The sequence below is a fragment of the Yeosuana marina genome (assembly GCF_011762485.1).
GTDB classification, from domain to species: domain Bacteria; phylum Bacteroidota; class Bacteroidia; order Flavobacteriales; family Flavobacteriaceae; genus Yeosuana; species Yeosuana marina.
In genome coordinates, this window is record NZ_JAAKGI010000039.1 from 110,202 (window position 1) to 129,078 (window position 18,877).

An 18,877-nucleotide genomic window follows, 5' to 3' on the forward strand; every position below is an offset into this window, starting at 1 on the left:
GATTTTATATTTAGTGGTCTATCTTTTTATCAATTTTTTAAAATCGTCTGTATCGGAATAGGACACCCCTGAAAACTTTAAATCAGAAATGGTAATGAGCAGGTCTGAAGTATTACCGAGTTTATCCTTTTCATAGTCGTTCTGTACCGTGAAAACGGCAGTACCGGCAGCGACCCGTGCATCTTCGTTCAAGGAAACGGTACCAGACATGCTAGCTTCGGGATTTCGATCTAATTGGTTTGCCGATTGGTTGTAGAAGTTGGTAAATAAATTACCCTCCTTATCTGGCCGTTTTAACTCTGCCAAAACACGGGTAAGGGTATTTTTATCTACATCGTATTCGAGCTGCACCTCCTCACTACCTTTATCTAGTTTTTTTGTAAATGTGATCGTAGCTGTACGAACATTAGTTGAGCTGTTGCGTGACACTAGGCCATCTGCCTTGGTATACCCCCATTCTTCACCGTTGATTTTGCACAACAGGGTGGTATTACTTGTGCTTTCTATTTTATTTTTTACAGTTGTAGTTGTTTTAGTTTCCGGGGCAGACATTGAATTCTGTTCTTTCTTGTCGGTATTTCCACAAGATAGCATGATTGCAGATACTGTTAAAATGGCTATTATTTTTTTCATGATATTAGTGGTTTTTACATTAATTTTTTATAGTCACTGGTATGGATATTTAGCTTCAATTTTTCTAAAGCAATACAGGTCATGTTTATGTTTTGAGGTTTACGGTTTGAGGTATCTACCATATCCATTTGAAGGGTCAGTCCATTTATCATTTTCATCCAAGATTGATCCATCCCTTTTTTTGCTTTTATATTGTAAAACGATTTTGAGAAACTGATATCTGCATTTGGAGCTACCCAAATGGTGCCATTCAAATCGTTGCCAACCACTTTATATTCTTCACATTTATAACCAAGTATGGTTTTTGTTTTGCCAGTGGGTGTTACCTTAACGTTTGTTTCTTCGTGAGCATCATCTGCTATTTCTTCTAAATCTAAACTCATAGACATTTGGCTTTTATCGCCTTTATTCTCCATAAACATATACATAGTCTTACGGCTTAAATCCATAACCGTTATTACATCTTCGTTACCGTTTTTATCGGGAACTGAAGAAGCTAGGTAATCACCCGAATTGGTGAGATAGTAATTAAGAATGGTCTCATTTTTATCACTTTTAACTTGCATGACATATTTGTGTGAAAAATTATAGTTAGCAGCGGGTGCTGCCTTTGAAGCAGAGATATTAAACGAACTACTTTTGTCATTTTTAGTTTGTTTTTGATTATTAAAAGTTGAATCGAAGGCTTTTTCTGTTTCTGTTTCTGTTTTTTCTTCAACCTTACGTTCCAGAGTACGCTCAGAGGCTTCTGTAGCTTTTTTCATTAATTTTTTTAATAATTGTGCATTGGTATTGGGTGCTATAAAGATTACTAGTATGAATAGTATAGCTTTTAAGGTTTTCATGATTCTATTTTTTAAAGGTTGTTTTTTTTATGACTTTGTTTTTATGCATAATTTTCAATGTGTAAATACCCTTTTCTAAATGATTCACATTTAGGTATATTTTATAACTATGGAGATTGTCCAGTTTACCTATAAAGGTTTTTTTTACATCTGCCATTTTTCCTCCTTAAGTGTCTTGCTATTAACTATTTGTAAAAGTATATTGGAGATAAAACACAGCCTGTTAAGCATGTAACAAATGCTATAACATTTGTAACATGGCCTAAAAAAAGAAGTTTTGCGATGTGTTAAATTAGGGGAGCTTCAAAGATAAGCTGCATGAAATTAACTGAAGTTTGTTGACACAGTAACAAAAAAGAATTTGTGTTACCTATCAAGATTTTTTAGCATACTCTGTTGGAGTACATTTGTAAATATCTTTAAAACACTTACTGAAGTAGGCATGATCGTTAAAACCAACCGAGTAGCCAACTTGAGAAATATTTATATCTGAATTTTTAAGTAGTTGCGCAGCAAGTTTTAAACGCTGTGACCTAATAAACTCGGATGCTGATAAACCTGTTAATGCCTTTATTTTTCGATGCAATTGCATGCGGCTCATGCCTACGGCTTTACTAAAATCTTCTACATTAAAAGAAGATTCTACCAATTGGTTATCGAGTACTATTTGTACTTTATTAAGAAATATTTCATCTAAATTAGTAAAGGCAATGTCTTTGGGTTTTAAAATAATTTCTTGACTGTAGCGAGATTGCAGTTTTCTTCTGGATTCTATTAATTTTTCAACTTTAAGTACCAATAATTTTTTATCAAAAGGTTTTGTGATATAATCATCGGCTCCAGTGTCAATACCAGTAAATTTGCTTTCAACATCTGCTTTTGCGGTAAGAAGTATAATGGGAATGTGTGCAGAACGCTCATCATTTTTTAAAGCATTAGTAAGCTCAACCCCATCTTTTTCTGGCATTATAATATCAGAAATTATAAGGTCTGGAATATGCTCTAAAGCCAGTTCAACACCAATCTTTCCATTAGGTGCAGTAATTACATTATAGTTAGTTTCAAACGTTTGTTTTAATAAATTTTTTAAGTCATTATTGTCTTCAGCAATCAATAAAATTGGCAATTCACTATCTGCAAATTCATCCTCGTCTTCAATTTGCGGGCTTGTGAAAAACGGAACTTCTGTTTTAATATTAGTGTTTGCAGCAGTTAAAATAATATCGTTTTTAAAACTATTTTTATCTACAGAGAGCATTACTTTAAATGATGTCCATTCGTTTGGTGTGCTAATTACTTCAATAGTGCCTTTATGTAATTCAACCAATTCTTTAACGAGCGCTAAGCCAATACCTGTACCTTGATTTTGTTCATTGGTTTGGTAAAATCGATCGAATATATGATTCGATTCCTCATAAGTTAATCCTGTTCCCGTGTTATTTACCTGTAAAACTAATTTGTTATTCTCTACAGATGCTTGGCAAACAACCGATCCGTTTTCTGGGGTATATTTTAAAGCGTTTGATAATAGATTAACCGTTATTTTCTCAACAGCATCTTTATCAAACCAAACGTTTTCGTCACTTTGTTTTATGTTGAGGTTTAGATTAATATTTTTTTGTGTTGCAGAATAAGTAAATGATTGGCTCAAGGCGGAAATAAGTTGAAGCACATTACCTTGCTGCAGATGTAATTTTAATTGTCCTGCATCAATTTTTGAAAGGTCTAATAATTGATTGACGAGTGATAAAAGACGTTCTGAATTTTGTTTGGCAACAGAAAACTGTTCTCGTTTTTTTTCTGAAATAGAACTGTCAGTCAAAACATCATCAATTGGACTTGAAATTAAGGTTAAAGGCGTTCGGAACTCGTGAGAAATATTAGCAAAAAAGTTTGATTTGAGGGTATCTAATTCTTTTAATTTGTTATTGGTTTTTTGGCGGTTTCTATATAATACAAATAGAAACAATCCTGCAATTGAGGTTATGCCTAAACCACCCAAAAGTAAATTACGTTGATTTTTTTGTTTTTGTGCCGCTACTTCTTTTTCTGATTTTAATAAGGCGATTTCTTGTTCTTTTTTTTCGGTTTGGTATTTGGTTTCTAGTTCTTTAGATATTTCTAAATTGTTTTTCTTATAAATGCTATCATTAATATTTAAACTGATTTGAGAAAACTCAAATGCATTTTTATAATCTTTTGTATTATAATAAGCATTGGACAAACCTTTACTAATCTCTCTTTTGGAAGTTAATGAGAAATCCACGTTGTTTTCATGAATTATTAAATTTGCTTTATTTAAATAAATAATGGCTTGATTATAAATTTTTTGATCTAGAAAATATTGACCAGCATTCATATAAAGTTCAAGGAGATTTGATTTATCATTTAAATTCTTAATTAAAACTTCAGATTTCAATAAATAACTAGATGCTTTGTTTGCAGATCCAATTTGTGAATAACAGTTAATAAGTCTTCCATATACTTCATTAAGTCTATATGCACTACCATAATTAATATAAAAATCTAATGCTTTTTCAAAATTAACTACAGCATTTTTATAATCACCAACAGCTTGATAATAAGTACCCTTTAAAGTATTGTTATAGTTTAGACCTTCTAAATCTTGTAATTTTTCATATAAATTCCTACCTTTTTTAATATACAGTAATGCCTTACTTTCTTTAAGTTCTATATAAATGCTCGCCAAGTTGTCATATAACAATGCTGTATTTCTGTCTTCATATTTGTTCGCTTTATAAATTGAATCAGCTGTTAAATAAAATTTTATGGCTAAATCAAAGTCATTTCTTTTAAAATATTGATTGCCCAGCATTGTGCTAGCTGAAGCAATGTGCTCCCAGTCTCCTGCTAATTTTGCAGTTTTAAGAGCTAATTTTCCATATTGAGTAGCTTTTTCATAATCAAATTTTCTACTACTCAAAATCGCCATTTTTCTATAAAAATCTGATTGTAATTTTTGATCTTTAAGCTCTACAGCTATTTTAAGAGATTTTTCAGCATAGCATAAAGAACTATCCAAATCATATTTATAATAAAAATACTTAGATGAATGACCATAGTCCGTTATCAATTCTTTTTTATTCTTTTTTGGAATAGAGATAATTTCATTTCTATAAACATTGGCAGAATCAAGATTTATAAAAAGGTAAGTTTCAAAAATATTTGTTAGAACTTTTAATCTTTCAGAATCGGTTTTTACTCTTTTTAATTCCTTTTTTAAAGAATCAATTTCTTTAGTTTGCCCAAAAGAGAACCATGACATAAAAAAGAAAAGCAAAGTAAATTTTAACCTCATATCAAATCTTTATTTTGATTTCTAAATATAAACAAATAATTGATAGACAATTTATTATATTTAATTTTCACATAATTTTGCTTCTATTAAGATAAAAAAAGAGCGCCAAAACAATTGTTTTGGCGCTCAAGATTTGAGGACTTGCGATTTGGTTATCGTTATGTATTCAATAAGTTAATATTTCTGAATTAAATACATGTTCTTTTAATGGTTATAAATTTATTTTTAGATTAAGAATAAAACTAAATCCAAAAAGAAAATTAAACGTGTTTTTTAAGGAAAAATTGTTATTGTAATTTATTGATTAATAGCAGCGCTAAAGGTATAAATTAGTTTTTTACTTACAAAATACTAAGGGACATTAAAAAAGGTTAAATTTTTTATAAAATTAGTTTATTTGATAAAGGATTATAGAGTTAGTGCCACCCTTGGTTACAAACTCTAAATCCTTGTCTGAATCAATATTATCAAGAGTAATGGCTGAATTTCCATAAACAGGGAAATTAGGCAATAATTGAGCGTTACTATCAAACAAATACACTTTTTGAGTTTGTAAATCGGTAATAGCTACATAAATCTTATCTTGTAAATAAAATAATTTAGGACTCGTATAAATACCATAATCGAGTTCATACGTGGTTCCTTTAATAGTCAATTTATTTTCACTAAGCGTCACTAATGTTTTGCTAGAAGTTTCAATATGATGTTGCGATGATAGATTTAAATTTTGAGACACACTATTTCCTCTGGAGTCAATAGTTATTAACTCGCCATCAGGATTGGTGGTTGTAAATTTGTTATTGTATAGATAAATAGATTCATTTGAAAATGAATTAGAAGTTTTTGGAGACACTCGTGTTCTACCAGTTCTATCAAGAATATACATTTTGTTTTGGGTTTTAAACACAATATAATCCTTACTGCCAATTCTAAAATGTTGTGGTTGATTTAAAATGGGATTGTTGGCCGATTTAAAAACAAAGCCCTTTACAACCTTTAAAGTTTTGTCATACATCAACAAATTTTTGCCTTGCGTAATTAATAGTCTGTAATTTTTGTTATTACCATAATCAAAAACGGACAAGGGTTGGGTAATAACATCGTTAAATTTGCCAGGAAAAGGAGACACATTATGTCCGTTCCTATCAATTACATACAATCGATGAGGTGTTGTAAAGGCTAATTGTAATTTGCCGTTTTTATAGAGATCAATTTGTTCTATTTGTCCTAAAATAGCGCCGTCCAGTTGTTTTTTCCAAAGGACTTTACCAGAATTTGAAATTAAATAGAGATTATTCTTTATATCCTGAACCACAATTTCCTTTTGTCTGGTTATGTGATTAGTGACAAATTGAGGAGTGTTTAATAAATCATTGTCTAGCCTGATGTTTAATTCTTCGGTAATTGAATTTTGTGCGGCTTTAACTTTTGTTTTTTTAACGATCCCATTAACATGGGCAAAATTAGTATCATAAATAAATTGTAAGGCTGATATTTTGTAGTTGTCTAACGATGTTACAGCACTATCATCTTCAAGATTATTGTTTAAAATATCATTAAGAATAGATGGATTGAAAACCATGAATAAAGACGAAGCATCACTGAGTTGCTCCTGTATATCGTTAAAATACGGTTGCTCACTTAAAGTTGTTTTGTTTTGATAGTTCGAAATGATATCATGAAGTATTTCTAAATTATCACCAAAAACCAAAAAATTATCTAATATGCAATATTTGGTAGCCTTATTAAAGGAGATTAAAGGTGAAAAGCAGGTCTCAAATAAATCGGGTTTACTAAAGCTTAAAATGTCAACCTGCCGAAAGGTATCAATCACATTTTGTTCACTAATTAAGGCATCTTCAGTTGAAATACCATCTAAAGAATTTAAAACAATGGCTCGGTCGTTAGAATTGTAAATAACGCCAACTTCAATAATGTTATCAAACAGATGAGACGTTTCTTTTAAAGTATCAATTTGGGTAAACTTAACGAGATTTGAATGAAATTTTTCATACGTATTAAACGTAAAACTTAAAAATCCATCGGCATCAATTGGTGTTATATGCTGTATTTGGTTTTCTTGCGGAATGGTGTTTTTAAACACGTTTATAAAACTCTTGGTAGAATCGTTAGCTTGAGTGATACCGTTAATTAATGTTTCATCCTGACTTATTTCGGTATCAAAGGCTAAATAATTAGTAAATGTTTTTAGAGGTAATTGATTGTCAGGAAAAAATGATTTTATAAAGTTGGTTTCATCACACTTGAGAATAACAGAAACTGTTTTATCAGTTTCAGTTGTTCTGTATATTTTTTCTAATTCGGCATTAGTGTCACTGTAATTAAAGGCGTTTTCAACCAGTTTTATAGAAGATGATGCAAAAAAAGTACTGTCTATAACAGCACTGTAAAAAGTGTGGTTGTTATAGGAAGACTTGATAATTGATTTTTTCTTGTATTTTAGAGTTTCTTCAATATAATTTTTTAGTGAATCTCTCACAAATAAGCCTTTTGAATATTTTGTAATGATTGTGTATTGAAGACTATCTATAGCATTTTTTGAAAAACAGATTAATAATTCTCCCGTAGGTTGTAACAGGGATAAACCGTTTAATTTGCTTTCTAAATTTTTATAGGCATTTGTTTTAGAAAAGTGCTGTAAAAAATCATTGTTTTGTATACTGCTTTTTAAACTTTCAAGATTAGATGTTTTAAGGACTATAGAACTATTCTCTGGAACAAAATGAATAAGTTGTGTGTGATTTGTTTTCTCGTTTGAACAGCCGTAAATAAAAAGGAATAAGAGGGAAAAACAAAATAATCTCATAAATGAATTAATTTTTACAAACCTACTATATTTTTAGTTTAATTAAAATTTAAAACCGCATGAATACAATGTTTTAAGCTATGTTTTTACAAATAAAATACTACAAGCTTAGTTTTAATTGTTCTGGTAATAATCTAAATGATTTTCTGTGGTATTTTGTAATACCGTATTTTTTTATAGCTTCTCTGTGTTCTTTGGTGGGGTAGCCTTTGTTTTGTTTCCAGTTATACATAGGAAATTCGTCATGTATTTGAGTCATATAATGGTCTCTATATGTTTTTGCTAGCACGGAGGCAGCAGCGATACTCATATATTTTGCATCTCCTTTAATGATGGTTTCAAACGGAACATTTTTATAAGGTTTAAATTTATTGCCATCAACAATGATAAATTCTGGAACAGGGTTTAATTGACTGATAGATTTGTGCATGGCTAAAATAGAAGCATTTAAAATATTGATATTATCAATCTCTTCCTGAAAAATATGAGCGACTCCAAACGATAAAGAATCGGTTTCAATAATAGGTTTCAGGAATTCTCTTTTGGTTTCTGTTAATTGTTTGGAATCATTTAAGAGAGTATTAGTAAAATTCTCTTTCAAAATTACGGCTGCTGCAGTTACAGGACCAGCTAAACAGCCGCGACCTGCTTCGTCTGTGCCACATTCTAGATATTTATTTGAATAGTTTAATAATAGCATCTGATATAAATAGTATCAAATCTATAATTTTATTTAAAAAAAAGAAGAAAGCATGGTTTCCATTTTATGAAATTAACAAAAAATGGCTTTAAAAATTATTTGCAATCATTTTTTGATAAGTTGATTTATTAATTTGATGACTAAAGTTTATTTTTTTTAACAAAAATCTAACAATATTCTAATTTGTTTAATATTTTTATCTTTATGTTAAACATATTTTTGTAAGAATATTTGGTTATTTAAGAAAATTTTAAGATGTTTACCGTCGACTAATTCAAATATAACTTGTATGAAATTAAAAGAGACATGTTTGTTGACACTTTTTATGGTGCTAACATCCCTATTTTCTTATGCTCAAGAAAACCTTACAATTACTGGTACAATTTCGGATGCTAATGGTGTTCCTCTAGATGGAGTAACTATCGTTGTAGACGGCTCAAGTAGAGGTGTTGTAACCGATTTTGATGGAAATTATTCCATTTCAGCTAAACGGGGGGAGGTTTTAAAAATTACCTATATTGGTATGAAAACACAAATGTTAACTGTAGGTAGTGATACTACAATTAATGTTACAATGATTGAGGATTTAGAAGATTTAGATGCCGTCGTAATAACGGGGTATCAAAATGTAAAAAGAGAACTTTTTACAGGAGCATCTCAAACCATTAAGGCTAAAGATATTAAGCTTGATGGAGTTGCAGATATTTCCAGAGCTCTAGAAGGTAGAGCAGCCGGTGTAAGTGTACAAAATGTATCTGGTACTTTTGGAGCTTCACCAAGAATTACAATTCGAGGGTCATCATCTATTTTGGGTGACACAAAACCAATTTGGATCATCGACGGGGTTATCCAAGAAGAAATCGTTAACTTATCAGTATCAGATTTGGTTTCCGGTGATCCTAACACCCTATTAAGTTCTGCCGTTGCAGGTTTAAATGCTTCAGATATTGAAAGCTTTGAGATTCTTAAAGACGCTTCGGCTACAGCATTATATGGTGCAAGAGCATTAAACGGAGTGGTTGTAATTACTACCAAATCAGGTAAAAAAAATCAGAAACCAACATTTAGTTATTCTGCTGAATATGCTGTAAGAGATATTCCAAGATATACTAACTATGATTTACTAAATTCTCAAGAAACAGTTTCTGTTTACAGAGAAATGGAGTCAAAAGGATTTTTAGATTTACCTTCATCTTTTCAAGGTAGATACGGTGGTATTTATAACATAATGTATAGAGCTATTAATAATTATGATGAAACCACAGGACAGTTTCAATTACAAAATACACCTGAAGCAAGAGCTAAATTTTTACAACAGTATGAATTAGCAAATAGCGATTGGTTTAAAACATTATTTAACACCACACCAACACAAACACATACTCTAAGTTTTTCAAGTGGTAGTGAGAATTCCACGTCATATGCATCACTTGGGTATTATACAGATTCTGGCTGGACGGTAGCAGACCGAGTTAGAAGATTAACAGGAAACTTACGAAACACCTATTTTTTAAGCGATAATAAATTAAAAATCACGACTCAGTTACAGGGTTCTATTAGAAATCAATTAGCTCCTGGTACTTTTGCAAGGCAAGAAGATTTAGTAAGTGGATCTTACACTCGAGATTTTGATATTAATCCATTTAGTTATGCTTTAAACACAAGTAGAGCATTGCGGCCTAGAGATACTAATGGGAATCTAGAATATTCGCGTTATAATTGGGCGCCATTTAATATTTTGAATGAATTGGATAATAATGGCATAGAACTTAATGTTTCTGATATTAAATTCCAAGGTCAAGCAGAGTATAAGATAAATGATAACTTAACATTTAACTTCTTAGGATCAGCTCGTTACGCAACCTCAAACTCAGATCATTCTATAACTGAAAACTCAAATGTAGCAGCGGCTTACAGAGCAAGCGAAACAACTATTGTACAGGATCAAAACACATTCTTGTTTTCAGATCCTGACAAACCAAATTCAAGACCAAAAGTGGTGTTGCCAGTTGGAGGTATTTTAATTACATCAAAAAATTCATTAGTAACCTATACTTTCAGAAATACTCTTGATTTTACTAAACGATTTAATAATGATCTTCATGGAATTAGAATTTATGGTGGTCAAGAATACAGATATACAGACAGAGCTCAAAGTTCTAATACAGGCTATGGCTATCAATTTGATAGAGGAGGTACAGTCTTTACAGACCCAGATATTCTAAAGAAAGTTATCTTAGAAGGAAATCCGTATTTTTCAGCCTCAGAAACAAGACAACGCGAAGTATCTTTCTTTGCAAATGTAACTTATGATTTTGATAAGAAATATGTTTTAAATATTACAGGTAATTATGAAGGCTCCAATAGAGCAGGTAAATCTTCTGATTCTAGATGGTTGCCAACCTATACCATAGGAGGTAAATGGAACATTGATAAAGAAGATTTTATCAAAAATTCAAACGTTATATCAAGCATGTCGTTTAGACCAAGTTATGGTCTTGTAGCTTTATTAGCAAATAATGCAACAAACAATTTAGCGGTATTTAGAAATCAAATTACCGACCGATTAAGTAACGCCGATCGCGAAAATCTTATAGAGATAGAAGATTTGCAAAATAGCGAGTTAACCTGGGAAAAAACCTTAGAATTAAATTTAGGGTTAGATGTTGGGTTCTTTAATAATAGAGTTATGTTAAATTTTGATGCTTATTTTAGAAAAGGTAAAGATTTAATAGATTTAATAAGAACAACAGGTATAGGTGGAGAGTCAATTAAATTAGGTAATAACTCTGAAATGACTACGAACGGTATAGAATTTCAATTAAATACCGTAAATATTGATTCAGATAAATTTAGATGGAGAACAGGCTTTAATATTTCGCACTTCAAACAAGAAATAACCTCGCTTAAACAAGAAGCTAATGTGTTCGATTTAGTTGCAGGAACAGGCAGAGGTAATGCTGTTGGTTATCCAAAAGGCTCATTGTTCTCATTTAAATTTGAAGGACTTAATGAGCTGGGTTTACCAATGTTTTTAACCCAAGATCCAGATTTTAATCCAAATAGACCTTATGAATTAATAGATTTTCAAGATACAGATAATGTTCTAGATTATTTAGTTTATGAAGGTTCTGGGGAGCCTAATATTTCAGGAGGTCTCTCAAATAGTTTTACCTATAAAAATTGGGATTTCAGTTTCTTTATTTCTTTCTCTGCAGGTAATAAAATTAGATTGACACCAACGTATAGTTCACAATATACCGATTTAGACGTGTTTCCAAGAGAGTTTGTAAACAGATGGATAGCACCAGGAGATGAAAATATAACTACCATTCCTACTATCGCTTCGCAGAGTGTACTTCAATCTTATGGCAGTAATGAAGTTAGAAGAGCTTATAATGCTTATAATTATTCTTCAGCACGCGTAGCAGATGGCGGTTTTGTTAGAATGAAAAATATATCTCTAGGATATACTTTAGATAAGTATGTAACAAAGAAAATAGGACTTTCAAATCTTAGAATGAGTTTACAAACTACCAATCCTTTTTTAATTTACTCTGATTCAAAACTTGGAGGTCAAGACCCAGAGTTCTTCAGATCTGGTGGGGTTGCTTATCCTATTTCAAGATTGTTTACCTTCTCTGTTAATGTTCTATTTTAATATACGATACTATGAAAAATAAAAAATATAATATTATAAAGTTTGTTGCTCTATTTTTAATACTATCGTCATGTAACGATATTTTAGATGAAACTCCAGATAATAGAACAACAATAGATTCTCCCGAAAAGGTAGCAGAGCTATTAGTAGGAGCTTATCCAGATGCGGCTTATGTGTCCTTTTTAGAGCCCATGACAGACAACGCTGGTGATAAAGGACCCAGTGCAGAAACAGGAATTGATGTTGCCACAACACTTACAGAACGTATGTATTTTTGGCAAGATATAAATGATGTAGATGTTGATACACCAACCAATTATTGGAATAGAGCCTATAAAGCAATAGCTCAGGCAAATCAAGCTTTAAAATCTATTGAAGAGTTAGGTGGCGGTGCTGACTTAGATTATCTAAAAGGAGAAGCTTTAATATGCAGAGCTTATGCCCATTTTATGTTGGTAAATATTTTCTCAAAAGCTTATAATCCTTCAACTGCTAGTTCAGATTTAGGTATTCCTTATGTAACAGAACCAGAAGATGTTTTGCTTGGTGATTATGAGAGAGGTACTGTTGAAAATGTATATAATCATATTGCAAGTGATCTTGAAGAAGGTTTACCATTAATTAAAGATAGTTACAATGTGCCTGCTTTTCATTTTACAAAAAAAGCGGCTTATGCATTCGCATCTCGTTTTTATTTATACACAGCAGAATGGCAAAAAGTAATTGATTATAGTATTTTGGCTTTAAACGGTGGGGGCGCAGCAGTTTTAAGAGATTGGACTAACGAATATAGTCCTCGTACGTATTCAGAGCAAGTGTATAGATATACATCATCAACAACAGAGCCTGCTAACTTATTAATTGTTTCTGCAGAATCTCTATATGCAAGGTATTTTTATAGTGCAAGATATCAATTAACAAGTGCTATTGCTAGTGAATTGTTTTTTGGTAGAAATATTTCAGGTAATTTTTGGTCTTTTGGGGTTTATGGATCCTCTGATTTATATTACAACATCCCTAAGTATCAAGAATATTTTAAAGTGATTAATCAAGCTGCAGGAACAGGTAATACCTATGTGTCATACGTTCTTTTATCTACAGATGAGGTTATACTTAATAGAGCTGAAGCATACGCTATGTTGGGTCAATATGATAATGCAACGGCAGATATTAACACATCATTGTCTGTAAAATCAGATTTTTATGATCCATCAACAGATGAGCTTTTAGCATCAGATATTGCTTTTATATATCAAGGCCTACCTTCAGCAATGTACGCACCATTTTACAATATACCGGAAGAATCACTTCCATTTATAGCTTCAATATTAGATATTAAACGAACTATCTTTTATCAAGATGGCTTACGCTGGTTTGATATAAAGAGGTTTAATATGGAAGTTGAACATAAAGATATTTTGGGCAACAGTTATTTATTGCCAAAAGATGATTTACGAAGACAATTACAAATTCCAGAAGCTGCGCAATCTTTTGGTATAGAACAAAACCCCAGATAAATACTAATTATAAAATTTTATCAAAATGAAAAAATACATATATAAAATAGTTATGATATCGTCAGTTTTTTTAGTGCTAGGTTGTGATGACGGTTCAGATAGTGTAGGTAAAAGTCAGATAGATACTAGCACACCTATATTAAATGATTTAGATATTTGGTTAAGAAATAATTTTGTATCAACTTATAATATAGAAGTTCTATACAAATGGGACATAAATGATACAGATATTGATAGATACTTGCACCCACCATATGAGGCGAGTGTTCAACCAGTAGCAGAAGCTTTGCAAAAGGCATGGATAGAACCATATACAACTCTAGGTGGTGAAAATTTTGTAAAGAAAATAGCACCTCGTCAATTTACTTTTGTTGGTAGTTTTAATTACAATCCAAATAGTCCTACTATTACACTCGGTTTAGCTGAAGCAGGAGCTAAGATAACCTTGTTTAATATAGATTTTCTGGATTTTACAGATATTAATAGTATAAGACAACCGTTAAAAACAGTTCAGCACGAATATGGTCATATTTTAAATCAGAATGTGCCTATTGATATTAATTATGGCCAAATCAATCCAGAAAATTATACTGCACAATGGTTTAATAGAAGTGATGCTCAGGCAAGAGAGCTAGGTTATATTACAGCTTATGCATCCAGTCAAGAAAGTGAAGATTTTGTAGAAATGATATCAGAAATGTTAACAAATTCAAAAGAAGATTTTGACGCTCTTGTAGAAAGTATTGATAGTGATTTAGCCAAATCTCAAATTAGAGAAAAGGAAGCTATGGTAGCTGAATACTATCAAACAAATTTTAATATTGATATATATGAGTTACAAGCCCTAATGAATGCAGCTACTCAAGAACTAGTAAATTAAAAAAAATATGAAAAATATATATAAAAAGTATTGGTTAATTGGTGTTGTGTTTATGTCGTTTTTATCTTGTAATAACGACACTGAAACACTTTTTCCAGATTCTCCTGCAGAAAGAATTCAACAATCAAATAGTGAGTTGTTAAACTTATTACTTGCAGAACCTAATGGCTACAAAGGAGTTTATTTTCCAAAGAATGATGAGTTTGGAGGATTTACATTTTTTATGAAATTCAATGCAGATGGAACGGTAGAAATGACCTCAGATTTTGATAGCGATACAGCTATCCAAACATCATCTTATGAAGTAAGATATGGCACTACAACAGAGTTAGTGTTTACAACTAGAAATCATATTCAAAAAGTTAGTAACCCTAACTATCCTGGATTGATAGGGACAGGTTTTAAAGGAACTTCTGTGTTTCAATATTTTGGCAATGATAATGGTATTATAACCTTAAAAGACGTTAGAAATGTGGACTCTGGAAGTTTTGTTTTAACACCTTCTGGTTTAACTAATTTTACTACAGAAAGCGTTATAAAAGCTGAAGCCTCTTTAGCGCAACGTCAAAATATTTTGCCAAAAGCATCAAATTCTGTTTTTCAAGTTTTAAAAATTGAAAAGGGTGATCAAGTTTTCAACTTCAACTTTAATTATGATGCTTTCAGACTTTATGCCTCGCCAAGAGTTACCCTTGTTGATAATGATGTTATTTCTGTGGAGGAGTTTAAATTTGGTATTGCATTTACAGAAGATGGCTTAATTATTAGTCCTGCTCTCGAGTTTGATGGAGAAGTTTATGAGAATTTTACGTATGACGCTGATTCATCTAGTTACATTTCAACTGTAAATGGTTCAGTTGCAAAAATATTATTTGATCAAGCGCCTGCATTTCTAACTGATGATGTAGAAGCAGTAGGGCAACCTGGACATCAAGTATTTGGTTCTTATCTTTCTTTTGGAGATAGTCCATTAACATCTCCTGGTTTTAATGAATTAATAGATACACTGAACCAAAATATTGTAGGACTTGGAAGTTTTGCAGCTAATTGGAGCTATTCAGGGTTCGAATATTATGCACAGCCGGATGTAGATGGAAATGTTAACATTTATATTGGTGTTTTTGATGGAGCCGGTACTACCTATTATGGTGGATATAGTTTTAATCAAACAATAGAAAATAATAAATTGTATTTGCAGTTCAATGGATCTATTAACGGAAATGGTGATTTCTTTTTTAATGCCTTGATACCAATTTTACAATTTTTTAATAGTAGTAATGGTTTATATTTTGCAGATCAAGGTTCTTTTTCTTCAGATTTATATAGCTATTCAAATTTATCTTCAACATTTACTAGTGCCGATCAACCTAATCTAAGGGTTTATGGCTTATGGTATAATTAGTTGAAATTAAAAAAAATGAAATAGGTCGCCTGAAAAAAAAATTTTTAGGCGATTTTTTTTATCACATTTTATTAGGATTTTTTTGAGTCAAACTGTAGGATCCGGAAAATTTAAAAGATTCGTGTGTAGTTTTAAATCACGCCTGTTTTATTTAAGTTCGGTTAAAAATACTTCGGTTAAGAGTTTAATCTTTCAATAATTAGCACTGAAATAAATAAAAATGAAAAGTTGTACGACTTGTCTTTTATGTCTTTTTATTAAATATAAAAACTAAATAATTTTGTATTTTAAATTTAATATTTCCACTTTTGTTCCCGACTAATTCAAATTGATTATAACGAATCATTCTTTTTAAGAATGGTTGTTTTTATAGAAAGCCGACAAAATTTTGTTGGCTTTCTTTATTTAAAATATTTATCGATGCTTTACGTTCAAATAATTACTTTTGTTTCGGAAAAAAACAATTATGAGAAAAATAGTTTTATTAATCATTCTATTATACAGTTTTGGTTGTAGTTATGCTCAAGAGAAGCCAAAGAAACTAAATCGATTAGGTGAAAAATTAGGTATAATAGAATATCAAGATTCAATAAAGCAATCTAAACAAAAGGAAGCTGTTGCTAAAATAACAGATTACCTTATAATTAGTAATGAGAATGACACTACGTATGTTGATACCTCGTTAACGATAAAAAAGGATTACAAATATAATTACTTAAGAAAAGATGATTTTGAATTAATTCCGTTTTCAAATTTAGGACAAACCTATAATTCTTTAAGTTATAATTTTGAGAATACTAAGCTCATGCCAAGTTTTGGTGCTAGAGCAAGGCATTTTAACTATATGGAAATTGAAGATATTAATTATTATCATGTTCCAACGCCATTAACAGAGTTGTTTTTTAAAACAGCTTTTGAGCAAGGGCAATTAGTAGATGCTTTTTTTACTGTAAATACAACACCAAGATTTAATTTTTCTATTGCGTACAAAGGGTTGAGGTCATTAGGTAAGTATCAGCATATTTTAACAAGTACGGGTAATTTCAGATTTACAACCAATTACACAACCAAAAATAAACGATATTACATAAGAACACATATTGTAACTCAAGATTTGTTAAATCAAGAAAATGGTGGTCTACAGGATAGTAATATCCCCTATTTTGAAACTGGAGATCCCGAATTTTTAGACCGTTCTATATTAGAGGTAAATTTCGAAAATGCAGAAAGTATTCTTAAAGGCAAACGTTTTTATTTAGATCATACCTATAATATTATTAGAAAGAAAGATTCAACCTCAAATAACAAATTAAGTTTAAGACATATTATGTCTTTTGAAGATAAATATTATCAATACGATCAAACAAATGCTAGTAGTTATTTTGGTAATGCTTTTAAAACATCAAAACTAAAGGACAGAGTATCTTTAGAAAATTTTTATAATCAAGTACAATTAAACTACAGTAATAATATACTTGGTGATGTACAGTTTAATGTGAGTAATGATAATTATAATTATGGGTACGACAAATTAGTTGTGCTTAATGGAACAACCATTACAAACAGATTAAAAGGGAGCGTATTTGCAGCAGGTGGTAAATACCATAAACAATATAAAAGTTTCGATTTAAATGGAGAAATGGGTATCAATGTAACAGGAGGTTTTGATGGTAACTATATAAAAGGAGAAGCTTCTTTTAAATTAAATGATGATATATCTGCAATAGCAGCCATAAATCATAGTTCTAGGGCTCCCAACTATAATACCTTATTATATCAAAGTGATTATATAAACTATAATTGGCAAAACAATTTTAATAATACCGAGACTGAACAGTTATCATTTCATTTAAAATCAAATAAGATAGCCAATATTTCTGCAGACTATTCGACCATAACAGATTATACCTATTTTAAAAAAGACGAAACAACCAATCTGGTCAAGCCATTTCAAAATAGTTCAACTATTACGTATTTACGAGTTAAATTAGAAAAAGAATTTAGAGTAGGTAAGTTTGCTCTAAATAACACGATATTATATCAAAACGTACAAGACCCAAATAATACGTTAAATGTACCTGAGTTAACAACGCGTAATACCCTATATTTTTCTTCAAATTTGTTTAAAAAAGCAATGTATTTGCAAACAGGACTTACATTTAGTTATTTTACAACATACTATATGAATGGCTATGATCCATTGTTAGCAGAGTTTTATGTGCAAAACGAAACAGAATATGGAGATTTCCCAAGGTTAGATTTTTTTATCAATGCAAAAATTCGTCAAACACGTATTTATTTAAAGGCAGAACACTTCAATTCAGCTTTTACTGGATATAATTATTATTCAGCACCAAATTATCCGTATAGAGACTTTACCGTTCGTTTTGGAGTTGTTTGGAATTTCTTCATGTAGTTTAATGGGGTTCCCGTATCTAGTTAAATGGCGTTCCCATGCCAAATGGGCAAGGTCGGGCTGTTCTTTATATCTTTTTATACAACGGGTAATGCTGTCATAATGTATAAGTACTACAATTAAAGCAACCGTTTTTAACAATTAAAGATACAATCAAGCATAAAAAGGATGTCATTACCATCCCTAACGCGTGAAGTTCGCGGCTATTTCCCATAGAGCTAAGGTATTTTAGATATCCAAACCAAAAGGTTATCAAAAAAAAATCAGGGTGTAACATATTGGAAATAAGCGGCTAAAACGGCCCTAAAAAAAATAATAAAAAAAAGACAAAAAAAGGCATTGCCAAATGGAAAAAGGGGTGTATGTTTGCAGCCGCTAAAAAAGGCAACAAGTTTTGGATAGCGGCGTTCATTGCAAGGCGATTTAGATTAAGAAAAAGGGATAAAAAACTTTTTTCAAAAAAAGATTTAAAAAGTATTGCGGGAATAAAAAAAGGGTTTTATATTTGCACCCGCTTAACGAGGAAACGAGTTAAGAAAAGAGAAAAGAAGTTCATAGACATATTGAATTGACAGCGTAAGATTTAGTTGGAAACGACGAAAATCGAACAAAGAGAATAAACCATTTTGAGTACTATTAAATTCCTATTAGTTGTTAAAATTATTTAAAATTTAACG

The 18,877-nt window shown here is 30.9% G+C and carries 10 protein-coding genes; 5 read left to right on the plus strand and 5 right to left on the minus strand.

What is annotated here, in order from left to right; all coding sequences use genetic code 11:
* Positions 1–18 precede the first annotated feature (18 nt).
* The 5 genes from G5V56_RS17425 to G5V56_RS17445 form a co-directional block, all read right to left on the minus strand.
* On the minus strand, positions 19–633 hold the full coding sequence (locus tag G5V56_RS17425; RefSeq protein ID WP_166967521.1) for a hypothetical protein: 615 nt from the start codon (positions 631–633) through the stop codon (positions 19–21).
* 14 nt (positions 634–647) lie between these two features.
* Positions 648–1,478, minus strand: coding sequence for a DUF4412 domain-containing protein (locus G5V56_RS17430; protein WP_166967524.1), 831 nt, complete (start codon positions 1,476–1,478; stop codon positions 648–650).
* Between the two features lie 373 nt (positions 1,479–1,851).
* A complete protein-coding gene (locus tag G5V56_RS17435; protein WP_166967528.1) occupies positions 1,852–4,797 on the minus strand; it encodes a response regulator in 2,946 nt (981 codons plus the stop codon).
* 388 nt (positions 4,798–5,185) lie between these two features.
* Positions 5,186–7,624 carry a ribonuclease HII gene (locus G5V56_RS17440; protein ID WP_166967532.1) on the minus strand — a complete coding sequence of 813 codons (2,439 nt, stop codon included), beginning with the start codon at positions 7,622–7,624 and terminating at the stop codon, positions 5,186–5,188.
* A gap of 100 nt (positions 7,625–7,724) precedes the next feature.
* The gene (locus G5V56_RS17445) at positions 7,725–8,324 is read right to left on the minus strand and encodes a ribonuclease HII (protein WP_166967534.1); all 600 of its coding nucleotides are present in this window, start codon (positions 8,322–8,324) and stop codon (positions 7,725–7,727) included.
* Between the two features lie 289 nt (positions 8,325–8,613).
* Between G5V56_RS17445 and G5V56_RS17450 the strand changes: the two genes are divergently transcribed.
* The 5 genes from G5V56_RS17450 to G5V56_RS17470 all read left to right on the plus strand — a co-directional run bounded on the left by G5V56_RS17450 (position 8,614) and on the right by G5V56_RS17470 (position 18,200).
* Positions 8,614–11,985 carry a SusC/RagA family TonB-linked outer membrane protein gene (locus G5V56_RS17450; RefSeq protein WP_166967543.1) on the plus strand — a complete coding sequence of 1,124 codons (3,372 nt, stop codon included), beginning with the start codon at positions 8,614–8,616 and terminating at the stop codon, positions 11,983–11,985.
* An 11-nt stretch (positions 11,986–11,996) separates the two neighbouring features.
* The gene (locus tag G5V56_RS17455; protein ID WP_166967545.1) at positions 11,997–13,502 is read left to right on the plus strand and encodes a RagB/SusD family nutrient uptake outer membrane protein; all 1,506 of its coding nucleotides are present in this window, start codon (positions 11,997–11,999) and stop codon (positions 13,500–13,502) included.
* Positions 13,503–13,527: 25 nt separating this feature from the next.
* Positions 13,528–14,382, plus strand: a complete 855-nt coding sequence (locus tag G5V56_RS17460) for a substrate import-associated zinc metallohydrolase lipoprotein (RefSeq protein WP_166967547.1) — start codon at positions 13,528–13,530, stop codon at positions 14,380–14,382.
* A gap of 7 nt (positions 14,383–14,389) precedes the next feature.
* A complete protein-coding gene (locus tag G5V56_RS17465) occupies positions 14,390–15,784 on the plus strand; it encodes a DUF4302 domain-containing protein (protein WP_166967549.1) in 1,395 nt (464 codons plus the stop codon).
* A 466-nt stretch (positions 15,785–16,250) separates the two neighbouring features.
* The gene (locus G5V56_RS17470) at positions 16,251–18,200 is read left to right on the plus strand and encodes a putative porin (protein WP_166967550.1); all 1,950 of its coding nucleotides are present in this window, start codon (positions 16,251–16,253) and stop codon (positions 18,198–18,200) included.
* Positions 18,201–18,877: the final 677 nt, after the last annotated feature.

Excerpts from the sequence above, each read along its gene's own strand:
- G5V56_RS17425 (WP_166967521.1), bottom strand. The coding sequence starts at position 633 with ATGAAAAAAATAATAGCCATTTTAACAGTATCTGCAATCATGCTATCT.
- G5V56_RS17430 (WP_166967524.1), bottom strand. The coding sequence starts at position 1,478 with ATGAAAACCTTAAAAGCTATACTATTCATACTAGTAATCTTTATAGCA.
- G5V56_RS17435 (WP_166967528.1), bottom strand. The coding sequence starts at position 4,797 with ATGAGGTTAAAATTTACTTTGCTTTTCTTTTTTATGTCATGGTTCTCT.
- G5V56_RS17440 (WP_166967532.1), bottom strand. The coding sequence starts at position 7,624 with ATGAGATTATTTTGTTTTTCCCTCTTATTCCTTTTTATTTACGGCTGT.
- G5V56_RS17445 (WP_166967534.1), bottom strand. The coding sequence starts at position 8,324 with ATGCTATTATTAAACTATTCAAATAAATATCTAGAATGTGGCACAGAC.
- G5V56_RS17450 (WP_166967543.1), top strand. The coding sequence starts at position 8,614 with ATGAAATTAAAAGAGACATGTTTGTTGACACTTTTTATGGTGCTAACA.
- G5V56_RS17455 (WP_166967545.1), top strand. The coding sequence starts at position 11,997 with ATGAAAAATAAAAAATATAATATTATAAAGTTTGTTGCTCTATTTTTA.
- G5V56_RS17460 (WP_166967547.1), top strand. The coding sequence starts at position 13,528 with ATGAAAAAATACATATATAAAATAGTTATGATATCGTCAGTTTTTTTA.
- G5V56_RS17465 (WP_166967549.1), top strand. The coding sequence starts at position 14,390 with ATGAAAAATATATATAAAAAGTATTGGTTAATTGGTGTTGTGTTTATG.
- G5V56_RS17470 (WP_166967550.1), top strand. The coding sequence starts at position 16,251 with ATGAGAAAAATAGTTTTATTAATCATTCTATTATACAGTTTTGGTTGT.